Source organism: Oerskovia turbata (assembly GCF_000718325.1).
Classification (GTDB): domain Bacteria; phylum Actinomycetota; class Actinomycetes; order Actinomycetales; family Cellulomonadaceae; genus Oerskovia; species Oerskovia turbata.
Genome location: NZ_JOFV01000024.1, coordinates 17302 through 27555, shown reverse-complemented (window position 1 = coordinate 27555; position 10254 = coordinate 17302). Strand labels below are relative to the sequence as shown.

The window sequence follows — 10254 nt, the reverse complement described above, 5'->3', positions numbered from 1 at the left end:
TGGGCGATTGGCGCAGCGGTAGCGCGCTTCCCTGACACGGAAGAGGTCACTGGTTCGATCCCAGTATCGCCCACCACACAAAAGGCCGTCCCCACCGGGGCGGCCTTTCGCCATTCCCGGACCCTGCACCTGGCCCCGCACCCCCAGTCCCCCGACTCCTGCCGCCGCTCCCCGCATGTCGTCGCCGACGCGAGGGCCCCGCCAGCACCTGAGACCCCACCCCTCTCCCCGCGCGCGGTGGGACCGCGCGTGGGACGGTGTGACGCGGAGCACCCCTGTCGCCGACGCCAGGGCGCGACTCCAGCACCGAAGCACCGAAGCACCGAGCGCGGGCCACCCACCGGGAAGGGCACGCTCGGTGATCCACGGCCGCACGTGGGGGCACTGCCTGAGGGACCGCCTTCCTCAGGGCCCGGCAGGCAGGGCGCCGCCGGACGAGTCGAGCTACCGAGGAGCAGAACGTGACACCTGAACAGAACGAGCCTGTCCCGCCGGGATGGGTCGGTGGTTTCGCCGAGTCGAACCCGGCCTTCGCCTACCCGGACCCGGACCTCTCGTCGTTGCCGTTGCTGGAGAACATGGCGAACATCGACCTGCTCGATCGCCAGCAGGCGGTCCTGTGGCCGGAGTTCAGCTGGGAGACCGTTCCCGGGACGCCGGACTCCCGCGCCTACCAGATGTTCGCCCCGGACATCTCGCGCATCGGCTACACGAACGCCGGCCGGGTGTACTCGGTCATCTGCCCGCAGCAGGGTGCGTGCTCGCCGTCGTTCGGGACGCTCAACATCGAGGTCTCCGTGACGGGGCAGCGCGGGTGGGTCGACGAGCCGAGCCGGACGGTCGCGGCGGACCTGACGGTCGAGGGCAAGATCTGGTTCAGCCCGAGCGCTGCCCAGAGCCCTCTCGTGCAACTCCTGTGGGACCTCTTCTCGTCGACCGGTCGACCGTTCCCGGCCGACAAGAAGCAGGCGATCCGGGTGCCCATCCACCGGCACGGCGAGCCGTCCGAGCCGGTCCTGCCCGGGCGCTCGGGACAGACGGACTGGTTCCCGATCCCGTCCTTCGCCGAGCACTACGACACGGCCTGGGCCGTCGCGAACCTTGCGGCGGAGATCGCGCCCATCGCCGTGACGGGTGACGAGCTCGTGGACGACTTCAACGAGCTCGTGATGTACGTGTTCAACCTGTCGTCGGGCAACCTCCTCGCTCCGGGCAACTTGCTGACGTGGAACGTCTGGTTCACCGAACCTGCGATCGTCGACCGTGTCGAGTGGCGTGAGCACGCCGAGAAGTGGCGGACGTCGATCGACGCCTGCCACGGACCGGAGGGCAGCCGGCCGCGCTACTTCGACGGTCGCTTGTTCACGCCCGACCTCGCCGCGGTCGCCGCGGAGCAGACGGCGATCACCGCCTTCATCGAGAAGCACGCGCAGACGACGTAGCCCGCCGTCCATCCCTTGAAGGTGCGCCGGGCGCCCCGTAGCGTCGGGAGCATGTGCCGAAACATCACTGCCCTGCGCGGGCTCGAGCCCCCGGCGACCGACGAGGAGATCCAGGCCGCGGCCCTGCAGTTCGTCCGCAAGGTCGCCGGCGTCCAGACGGTCAGCGCCTCGACCCGGGGCCCGATCGACGCCGCCGTCGCCGAGATCGCCGCGACCGTCACGAGGCTGCTCGCGGACCTGCCGGACCGCCGTCAGCCACCGAGCACGGTCCCGCCGCTGCGTCGTGCCGAGGTGCGCGCCCGGATCGCGGCCCGTGAGGCCGCCGAGGCCGAGCACGAGCGTGCGCACGCCCTGGGCCTGGCCCACGAGCACTGATTCCGCCGGCCCGGCCGGCAGCGTCTAGGCTCGGCGGGTGGAGTCCCCCGTCAACGAACCTGTCACCGCCGAGCCGGTCAGCGCCTCGATGCGACGCGCCAAAGCCGAGGCGCACACGTCGCACGTGACGATCGGTCAGGTCTGCCGCACGACCGAGGGGCGCGTCACGATCGACTGCTCGTGCGGGATGCAGCTCACGAACGGCCCGGACTGGTCGCTCGACGAGCACATCCGTCTCCATCGGGCCGAGGCGCGCTACGTCGCGCTGAGCAAGGTCGCCCCCGCGGGCATGCCGCGGCTCGTGGCGGTCGACCGGGACCGGCTGCCCACTCTCGACTGACCGCCCGCTCCCCTGTCCTCGCGGTGGTCGGCGTCGGCCGCGCGTCGTGGGAGGGGTCAGAGCTCGTCGGGGTCGTCCCAGGACCGTCCGCTCGACATGCCGTCGCTCGGCTGGCGCTCCGCCTCGGAGAGCGAGTGCGGGGCCTTCGAGGCGTCACCGCCCTCACGGACGTCGGCCTCCGCCTCGTCCTCGAGCCGGATGCGGGTGCGCGGGGAGATGCGTGCGGACGAGACGTCGCTCTCGTTCAGGTCGACCGCGTCGGGCGTGCGGTGCTCGCTCGTGCTGCTCATGACTCCGGTCTAGCAGGTCCGGCGGCTCGTTGCACGACCCCGCGCCGACCTCGCACTCTCCCCGGCCCGTCGGGGCCGGTCTGGTGGGCCGAAGGTCCGGCCGGCGCTCCGGGACCGGACGCGCTTGGCACACTATTTCAACCTGATGGGCGTACTTCCCGCCACGACGCACGCCGCCCGACGACGGCGAGCGCCGCCGTCGGGCCGGGAAGGGTGGCCCGTTCCTCCCGGTGCGCCCGCCCGGACGTGAGCCCCCGCACACCCGTCGGGGCGTGCCGTGGGCGACAACACGCCCGCGGGATGAAAAGGTCGACCCATGCAGACCTGGCCAGGGCGACCGTATCCGTTGGGCGCGACGTTCGACGGGACCGGCACGAACTTCGCGCTGTTCTCCGAGGTCGCCGAGAAGGTCGAGCTGTGCCTGATCGGCGACGAGACCGACACCGCCGGCCGTCCCCTGGAGACGCGGGTCGTCCTCGAGGACGTCGACGCGCACGTCTGGCACGTGTACCTGCCCGGGCTCGGCCCGGGAACTCGGTACGGCTACCGGGTCCACGGTCCGTACGACCCGGCGTCGGGTCACCGGTGCAACCCGTCGAAGCTGCTCGTCGACCCGTACGCCAAGGCGATCGACGGGCAGGTCGACGGCGACGAGTCGCTCTTCTCGTACCGCTTCGGCGAGGTGCCCGACGACGACGCGCACCCCGGCGGTCAGCCCGCCCCGGACGCGGCGACGGACGACCCGGACGACACCCAGGACGCGGACACACCCCCCGCCCCGCCCTCGCCGTCGGGCCCACCGGCCCCCACCAACACCGAGGACTCGCTGGGGCACACCATGACGTCGGTCGTCGTCAACCCGTTCTTCGACTGGGGGCACGACCGCCCGCCCCAGCACGACTACCACGACTCGGTGATCTACGAGGCGCACGTGCGCGGCATGACGATGCGCCACCCCAACGTGCCCGACGAGCTCCGTGGCACGTACGCGGGCATGGCGCACCCGGCCGTGATCGAGCACCTCACGGCGCTCGGCATCACGGCGGTCGAGCTCATGCCGGTCCACCAGTTCGTCAACGACCCCGGGCTCGTCGCCAAGGGCCTGTCGAACTACTGGGGCTACAACACCATCGGCTTCTTCGCGCCCCACAACGGCTACACGGCGTACGGCACGCGCGGTCAGCAGGTCATGGAGTTCAAGGCCATGGTCAAGGCGCTGCACGAGGCCGACATCGAGGTCATCCTCGACGTCGTCTACAACCACACGGCCGAGGGCAACCACCTGGGGCCCACGCTGTCGTTCCGCGGGATCGACAACGCGGCCTACTACCGGCTGGTCGACGGCGACGAGGCCCACTACTTCGACACGACCGGCACGGGCAACTCGCTGCTCATGCGCTCTCCCCACGTGCTCCAGCTCATCATGGACTCGCTGCGCTACTGGGTCACCGAGATGCACGTCGACGGGTTCCGCTTCGACCTCGCGGCGACCCTCGCACGCCAGTTCCACGAGGTCGACCGGCTCTCGGCGTTCTTCGACATCGTCCAGCAGGACCCGGTCGTGTCCCAGGTCAAGCTCATCGCCGAGCCCTGGGACCTGGGCGACGGCGGCTACCAGGTGGGCGGCTTCCCGCCCCTGTGGACCGAGTGGAACGGCCGGTACCGCGACACCGTGCGCGACTTCTGGCGCGGCGAGCCCGCGATGCTGCCCGAGTTCGCGAGCCGCCTGACGGGGTCCTCCGACCTCTACGAGCACACGGGCCGCAAGCCCATCGCGTCGATCAACTTCGTCACGGCCCACGACGGGTTCACCCTCGCCGACCTGGTGTCCTACGACGAGAAGCACAACGAGGCCAACGGCGAGGGCGGGGCCGACGGCGAGAACCACAACCGGTCGTGGAACTGCGGCGTCGAAGGCCCCACCGACGACCCCGAGGTCCGTGCGCTGCGGGCCCGGCAGCGCCGCAACTTCCTCGCGACGCTGCTCCTGTCCCAGGGCGTCCCGATGCTCTCGCACGGGGACGAGATCGGACGCACGCAGCACGGCAACAACAACGGCTACTGCCAGGACAACGAGATCACCTGGATGGACTGGGGCGGGCCGGACGGGCTCGACGACGAGCGCAGCGACCTCCTGGCCTTCGCCCGGCGCATGGTCGGGATCCGGCGGGCGCACCCCCTGCTGCACCGCCGCCGCTTCTTCCAGGGCCCGGCCGGCACGCCCGAGGGCGAGATCCCGGACATCGACTGGTTCGACATCTCGGGCAGCCGCATGGACACGACCGACTGGAACCAGGGCTACGCCCGGTCCGTCATGGTCTTCCTGGGCGGCGACGACCTGCCCGAGCGCGACCGCCGCGGCGAGCCCATCGTCGACGACTCGTTCCTCCTGCTGCTCAACGCCTCGGACTCCCCGCTCGACTTCACGCTGCCCGAGGCCGCGTACGGCGAGCGGTGGCGCACGCTCGTGCGCACCGAGTCCCCCGGCGACCCCGAGCCCTCCGTGCACGCCGCGCGCGAGCAGATCACGGTCGCCTCGTTCGCGACGGTCCTGCTGGTCCGGGAGGCCGGCGAGGTGCATGCCGTATGACGTCGCGCTACCGCAACATCACCAAACCGCCCGACCCCGCTCCCACGCTCACGGTCCCCGGCCCCCGCCCGGTCGTCTGGGCGCCGCAGGCCCGCACGCTCGAGGTGGTCCTCCCCCGCGAGGCCGGCGTCACGCCCGACGACCACGTCCCGACCGGGACGCGGGCCGAGCGCCGCCCCCTGCGCCTGGTCGGGATGGACCTCCCGGGCTGGTGGAGCGCCGACGACGACCTGGCCCCCGGCACCGACTACGCGTTCTCGGTCGACGGCGGGCGCCCCCTGCCCGACCCCCGCAGCCCTCGCCAGCCGCACGGCCTCCTGGGCTGGAGCCGTTCGTTCGACCCCGGGTTCGCCTGGACCGACGGCGACTGGGCGGGCCCCTCGCCCCAGGGCGCGGTCCTCGAGATCGACGTCGCGACGTTCACCCCGGAGGGCACCCTGGACGCCGCCGCCGCCCGGTTCGACGAGCTCGTCGACCTGGGGGTCGCGGTCGTCGAGCTCCACACGATCGGGTCGGTCGCGGGAGTCGTGTGCCCGCACCTGTACACCGTGTGCGAGGAGTTCGGCGGGCCGCGGGCCCTGCAGCGTCTCGTCGACGCCGCGCACGCCCGCGGGCTGGGGGTCTCGCTGGGCGTGGCCTACCACCGCGCCGCCCCCGGCGCGACCTTCCTGCAGTCGTTCGCGCCCTACCTCTCGCCCCAGCGCACGCGGCTGCGTCCGACGCTGACCGCCCACCTCACCGGCTCCCCGCCCCCTCCGGTCCCCGACGAGACCCCGCCACCCACCGATCGACCGAGCGGCCGCAGGATCAACCTCGACCGCGCGGGCAGCCGCGAGGTCCACGACTGGATCACCTCGAGCGCCAGGCGGTGGTTCGACGACTTCCATGTCGACGCCCTGCGCATCGCCCGCGTCCAGGACCTGGCGGACGCCTCCCCGGTCCACGTTCTCGTCGAGGTCGCACGCACCGCCGACGCCGCGACGACGACCCATCAGCGCCCGGTCCGCCTCGTCGGCGAGTGCGACACGCAGGACCCGCGTCTCCTCGTCCCCGCCGAGCAGGGCGGACGCGGCCTGAGCCAGGTGTGGGTCCACGAGGTCGAGGACGCACTCCACGAGCTGCTGAGAGGCTCGCACGCGAGCGACCCGGCGTGGTTCGGTACCCTGAGCCGGCTCCTGACGGTCCCCGACGCCGACCGCATCATGATCGGCCTGGCCCCGGCGGCCTGCACGGCCGGGAGACCCGAGGGCGCCGAGGGCACGACCGGCGGCGCCGAGGACGTGGACGACGCCCGCGCGCTCGCCGCGGCCCTCGTCCTCGCCTCGGCGTTCGTCCCACGTCTGGTGCTCCCGGTCTCCGATCGGCTGCACTCGTGGTGGAGCACGCTCCTGGCGCTGCGCCGCACGGTCCCCGACGACACGCCCCGCCTGGTGCACCGTGGCCCGAGCGGGGTCGTCCTGGTGCAGCGAGGAAAGCTGGTCACGGCGGTCAACATCGGGTCACAGCCACGCACCACGCTCCTGCCCGCCTCGCGCCGCGCGTGGCACGTGGCCGCGCAGTGGCCGCCCCCCGAGGGGCACACCGCAGGTGGTCTCCCGAGCGGGTCCTCCGTGCGCGTCGGGGCCCGTTCCGCTGTCGTACTGACCTCTGGCTGACTAGTCTCGCCGCATGGGAAAGCACTCGTCCGGCTCGACCGTCCCGGCCCGACCGCCCGCCGAGGTCCTCGTCGACCCGGCGGCACGCCGCGCGCGCAGCAGGACCGGCGACGAACGGTCGCTCGACTGGGACGTGCCACCCGTCGAGGCGCTGCGCGCCCCGCGCGGCCTCGACCTCGCGACGTTCGACCGCGCCGCCACGCCGGGGTGGTCGCAGGGCCGCAAGCAGGCCGAGAGGCTGCTCGACGCGCACGCCGACGAGCTCTCCGAGCTGCAGGAGCGGCTCTTCGCCGAGGGACGCAGCGGCGGGGGCCGTTCGGTCCTGCTAGTCCTGCAGGGCATGGACACCGCGGGCAAGGGCGGCATCGTGCGGCACGTGATCGGCCTGGTGGACCCGCAGGGAGTCCAGCACACCTCGTTCGGGGTACCCACGGCCGAGGAGCGCGAGCACGACTTCCTGTGGCGCATCCGCCGCGCACTGCCGGACCCCGGCTACCTCGGCGTCTTCGACCGTTCGCACTACGAGGACGTGCTCGTGGCCCGCGTCGACGAGCTCGTCCCGCCCGATGTCTGGGAAGCGCGCTACGACCAGATCAACGCGTTCGAGGCCGAGCTCGTCGCGGCCGGCACGACCGTCGTGAAGGTCGCGCTGTTCGTGTCGCTCGACGAGCAGAAGGCGCGCCTGCGCGAGCGGCTGGAGCGCCCCGAGAAGCACTGGAAGTACGACCCGGGGGACATCGACGCGCGCCGGAGGTGGCCCGCGTACCAGGAGGCCTACCAGGCCGCGATCGAGCGCACGAGCACCGAGGTCGCGCCCTGGTACGTGATCCCGGCGGACTCCAAGTGGTTCGCGCGCGTCGCGGTCTCCGAGCTCGTGCTCGACGCACTGCGCCGCCTGGACCTGGGGTGGCCGCCCGCCGACTTCGACGTGGCGACCGAGCTCAGGCGGTTGGAGTCCGCGTGAGCGCGCGGCCGTCCTCGGCGAGCGAGCCCAGGCGGGACAGCGCCCGGAAGTACTTCTTGCGGTAGCCCCCGCGCAGCATCTCCTCGGTGAACAGCGAGGAGACCGCGGCCCCGCGCCTCACGCCGTCGGTGCCAGGACCGCCGTGAGCCGCGCTGTCGGCCGCGACGTCGTCCGCGAGCAGCACCGGGACGTCCCGGTCGTACAGGCGGTCGACCAGGACGACGAGCCGCAGCGCGGCCGACTGCTCCGTGACCGGGTGCACCCCCGTGAGCGCGACGAGCGTGACGTCGTCGAGCATCGCGCCGTACTTGCTGGGGTGGACGCCGCGCAGGTGGTCGAGGACCTCGTCGAGCGAGTCGAGCGTGGCCCCAGGGTGCGACGCGGCGACGCGCGCGACGACGTCGGCGGGCAGCGGCTGCGTCTCGGTCACGACCGCGCGGTGGCGGTAGTCCTCGCCGTCGACGCGCATGACCTCGAAGCGTGCGGCCATGGCCTGGATCTCCCGCAGGAAGTCCTCTGCCGCGAAGCGCCCCTCGCCCAGAGAGCCCGGCAGCGTGTTGGACGTCGCGGCGAGCGCGACGTCGCGGTCGGCGAGCTCGCGCAGGAGCCGGGACATGAGGACGGTGTCGCCCGGGTCGTCGAGCTCGAACTCGTCGATGCAGACCAGGCGCTTGGTCGCGAGCGCGTCGACCGTGGCCTGGAAGCCGAGAGCGCCCACCAGGTTGGTGTACTCGACGAACGTCCCGTACGCCGCGTCGGGGCCCACCGCGTGGGCCAGGGAGGTCAGCAGGTGCGTCTTGCCGACACCGAACCCGCCGTCCATGTAGATCGCGGGGGCCGCCTTGCGCTTCGCGAACAGGCCGCGCCGCACCTTTCCGGGCGCGAGCTGCGCACCGACCTCGACGAGACGCGCGACGGTCGTCCCCTGGCTCGGGTAGGCGGGGTTCGCGCGGTACGTCGAGAAGCGGGCGTCCGCGAAGTGGCGGGGCGGCACGAGGTCTGCGAGCAGGCGCGTGGGCGGCACGACGGGCCGGATGTCGGCCAGGGCGCGCGCACGCGGCGGGGTCGACGGGTCGGACGGGTTCCCGGCGAGGTCGGGAGGTGCGGCAGTCACGAGGATCCAGCCTACGCGCACTAGCCTGGCGGGATGAGTGCTGTGTCGGACGTCACCCCGCCCCTGCCGCCCGCGAGCACCGGCCCGCGCGCGCCGTCCCTGCCCACCCTGGACGTCCTGCTCGGCCCGGGAGGCTCGGGTCACCTCGCGGGCACCCGCCTGGAGCCTGCGCCCGACGAGGAGGCGCTGGCCGCGTTCTACGCCTCGCCGCCCGGGCCGCACGTGCGCGCGAACATGGTCGCGAGCGTCGACGGCGGGGCGTGGGGGCCCGACCACCGCTCGGGCACCATCAACGACGCGGCCGACTGGCGCGTCTTCCGCGTGCTGCGGGCCCTGGCGGACGTCGTGCTCGTCGGGGCGGGCACGGCCCGGGCCGAGGGCTACACCGCGCTCGACGTCCCGCGCGGCCTCGAGCACCTGCGGGCGGGGCGCGGACCGCTCGAGCTCGCGGTCGTCACGCGCAGCGGGCACCTGCCTGCCTCGCTCGCCGGGGGCGACCGCCCGCCGTTCGTCGTCACGGGCGAGCACGGGGCCAGCGTCGCGCGGGCGAGCGTGCCGGCGGACCGGATCCTCGTCGTCGGGCCCGACGACGCCGCTCCCCCGGGTGCGCCGCTCACCGCGCGCGACCTTCCCTCGCCCACGCCCGGACCCGACCTGCGCGCCGGGCTCGCAGCCCTGGCCGACCGCGGCCTCGCGCGGGTGCTGTGCGAGGGCGGCCCCCACCTGCTCGCCGACCTCCTGGCCCGCGACCTGCTCGACGAGCTGTGCGTCACGACGACGCCCGTGCTCGTGGGCCCCGGACCGGGACGCATCGTGGGCGGGCTGCCGGCCCTGCCCGCCGGGGCCCGCGCCGAGCGTGAGACCGGCACCCCGGACGGGCCCGCGGCTAGCGGCCCGGTCGTGCACCCGCGTCTCGCCCACCTCCTGCACGCCGACGGCACGCTGGTCGCCCGATGGGCGCTGCGGTGACGACGGTCGCTAGTCTGGTCCCGTGACCGACACCATCCTCGTCCTGACCGAAGACACCCTCGCCGCCGTGGACGTGGAGCACATCCTGTCCCTCCACCCCGACGAGACCCTCGCCTACCGGGTCCTCGTGCCCGCCGACACCGAGCGCAACGTCGTCTCCGCGATCATCGACCACCTCAGCGTGGGAGAGCTCAAGGAGGCGTGGGACGAGGTGCTCGGCAAGGAGCCCTCGCACGCGCAGGCCACGGCCACGGCGCAGGAGCGCCTCGACGCGAGCGTCGCCGAGCTGCGTGCCGCGGGCCGCGAGGCCGAGGGTGCCGTGACCGAGGACGACCCGCTGCCCGCGCTGCGCGCCGCCGTCGCGGCCGGCGACGTCCGCGAGATCGCGATCGTCACCTACCCGCACGCGGTCGAGGACACGTTCCACCAGGACTGGGCCTCGCGGGCACGCGAGGAGCTGCACGTGCCCGTGCTGCACCTGTACTCGGGCACGAGCGAGCTGGGCTGAGGACCGG

10 protein-coding genes and 1 tRNA gene are annotated in these 10254 nt (G+C 73.2%); 9 read left to right on the top strand and 2 right to left on the bottom strand.

Annotated elements, in window-relative coordinates:
• The first annotated feature begins 1 nt into the window (after position 1).
• From IE95_RS0117910 to IE95_RS0117895, 4 genes are all read left to right on the top strand, one after another.
• Positions 2-76: transfer RNA gene (locus IE95_RS0117910), tRNA-Val, on the top strand.
• 385 nt (positions 77-461) lie between these two features.
• Positions 462-1442: a hypothetical protein gene (locus IE95_RS0117905; RefSeq protein ID WP_030153483.1), complete on the top strand. Its 981-nt coding sequence runs from the start codon at positions 462-464 to the stop codon at positions 1440-1442.
• Between the two features lie 51 nt (positions 1443-1493).
• Positions 1494-1817: a DUF2277 domain-containing protein gene (locus IE95_RS0117900; RefSeq protein WP_030153480.1), complete on the top strand. Its 324-nt coding sequence runs from the start codon at positions 1494-1496 to the stop codon at positions 1815-1817.
• Between the two features lie 37 nt (positions 1818-1854).
• Complete coding sequence (locus IE95_RS0117895; protein WP_030153477.1) at positions 1855-2157, top strand: hypothetical protein; 303 nt, start codon at positions 1855-1857, stop codon at positions 2155-2157.
• Between the two features lie 56 nt (positions 2158-2213).
• On the opposite strand, the gene IE95_RS0117890 is transcribed toward IE95_RS0117895, so the two are convergent.
• Positions 2214-2447, bottom strand: a complete 234-nt coding sequence (locus IE95_RS0117890; RefSeq protein ID WP_030153475.1) for a hypothetical protein — start codon at positions 2445-2447, stop codon at positions 2214-2216.
• Positions 2448-2763: 316 nt separating this feature from the next.
• Here IE95_RS0117890 and glgX point away from each other — a divergent pair, with 316 nt between their 5' ends.
• From glgX to IE95_RS0117875, 3 genes are read left to right on the top strand one after another with little or no spacing between them, the layout of a single operon-like run.
• Positions 2764-5037 carry a glycogen debranching protein GlgX gene (gene glgX, locus IE95_RS0117885; protein ID WP_030153473.1) on the top strand — a complete coding sequence of 758 codons (2274 nt, stop codon included), beginning with the start codon at positions 2764-2766 and terminating at the stop codon, positions 5035-5037.
• The gene (locus IE95_RS19875; RefSeq protein ID WP_051703286.1) at positions 5034-6692 is read left to right on the top strand and encodes an alpha-amylase family protein; all 1659 of its coding nucleotides are present in this window, start codon (positions 5034-5036) and stop codon (positions 6690-6692) included. Before glgX ends, IE95_RS19875 begins: the two co-directional genes overlap by 4 nt.
• 13 nt (positions 6693-6705) lie before the next feature.
• The gene (locus IE95_RS0117875; protein WP_084690409.1) at positions 6706-7656 is read left to right on the top strand and encodes a polyphosphate kinase 2 family protein; all 951 of its coding nucleotides are present in this window, start codon (positions 6706-6708) and stop codon (positions 7654-7656) included.
• Here IE95_RS0117875 and zapE read toward each other — a convergent pair.
• Entirely contained in the window at positions 7634-8770 is a 1137-nt protein-coding gene (gene zapE, locus IE95_RS0117870) for a cell division protein ZapE (RefSeq protein ID WP_030153466.1), read from the bottom strand. The two genes, IE95_RS0117875 and zapE, sit on opposite strands and share 23 nt — an antisense overlap.
• A 33-nt stretch (positions 8771-8803) precedes the next feature.
• On the opposite strand from zapE, the gene IE95_RS0117865 reads away from it, so the two are divergent.
• Together IE95_RS0117865 and IE95_RS0117860 are read left to right on the top strand one after the other, a co-directional pair.
• Positions 8804-9739 carry a dihydrofolate reductase family protein gene (locus IE95_RS0117865; protein WP_084690408.1) on the top strand — a complete coding sequence of 312 codons (936 nt, stop codon included), beginning with the start codon at positions 8804-8806 and terminating at the stop codon, positions 9737-9739.
• Positions 9740-9761: 22 nt separating this feature from the next.
• On the top strand, positions 9762-10247 hold the full coding sequence (locus IE95_RS0117860; RefSeq protein WP_030153462.1) for a hypothetical protein: 486 nt from the start codon (positions 9762-9764) through the stop codon (positions 10245-10247).
• The last annotated feature ends 7 nt before the right edge of the window (positions 10248-10254 follow it).

Coding starts and splice junctions, on each gene's coding strand:
- IE95_RS0117900 (WP_030153480.1), top strand. CDS start 1,494: ATGTGCCGAAACATCACTGCCCTGCGCGGGCTCGAGCCCCCGGCGACC.
- IE95_RS0117890 (WP_030153475.1), bottom strand. CDS start 2,447: ATGAGCAGCACGAGCGAGCACCGCACGCCCGACGCGGTCGACCTGAAC.
- IE95_RS19875 (WP_051703286.1), top strand. CDS start 5,034: ATGACGTCGCGCTACCGCAACATCACCAAACCGCCCGACCCCGCTCCC.
- IE95_RS0117875 (WP_084690409.1), top strand. CDS start 6,706: ATGGGAAAGCACTCGTCCGGCTCGACCGTCCCGGCCCGACCGCCCGCC.
- IE95_RS0117865 (WP_084690408.1), top strand. CDS start 8,804: ATGAGTGCTGTGTCGGACGTCACCCCGCCCCTGCCGCCCGCGAGCACC.
- glgX (WP_030153473.1), top strand. CDS start 2,764: ATGCAGACCTGGCCAGGGCGACCGTATCCGTTGGGCGCGACGTTCGAC.